The sequence below is a fragment of the Allobosea sp. P1_A7 genome (genome assembly GCF_056406775.1).
Genome location: NZ_JBFTZN010000649.1, coordinates 1 through 547 on the forward strand (window position 1 = coordinate 1; position 547 = coordinate 547).

Consider the following 547-nt stretch of genomic DNA (forward strand, 5'->3'; position numbering starts at 1 on the left):
CAAATCCATCCACGACAATCATCACGAACGACCCAGGCAAATCACCTCGCACCTGCCGGCTTCAAATCGGAATGGGGTGCCGGAATGAAATCGGAACAGGGTGCCGAATTCATATCGGAATTGCCCGCCGAATTCGTCGGAATCCGCAGGCAATTGCAGGCATCCCAGGAAATGGGGAGCGTTCGCGGGGTGGACGGTGCGATGTCCTTTTGGCGAGACATCATTAGCCGAACCAAAGATCCAGAGTCCGTACGCGAAATTGCCGAGCATGCAAAATTTGTTGAGAGCGGGCGGCGTATCGAGGCGGAGTATGGGGACGGCGCCCTACTCAATCTCGATCACCCGTGGGTGCAACACGGGATTAAAATCGGACAATATAACGCGTCGATGGTGCGCGCGGCCGAAATGTATCGTCGCCAAAGCGGTATCACAGAGTGAACCCACCCGTCTCGGGCTCATCATCGTCGTTCCTTTTATTCCGTTTTGCCTCCTCTTCCTGTTCCCTACTATGCAACTCAAAAATAAAATTCCTTGCGGAGAGCTGCGA

At 54.1% G+C, this 547-nt stretch carries 1 protein-coding gene; it reads left to right on the forward strand.

Annotated features, from left to right (window positions below):
- Positions 1-438: hypothetical protein (locus AC1D34_RS38215; protein ID WP_476827107.1), on the forward strand; the 438-nt coding region annotated here is incomplete at its 5' end.
- Between the last annotated feature and the right edge of the window lie 109 nt (positions 439-547).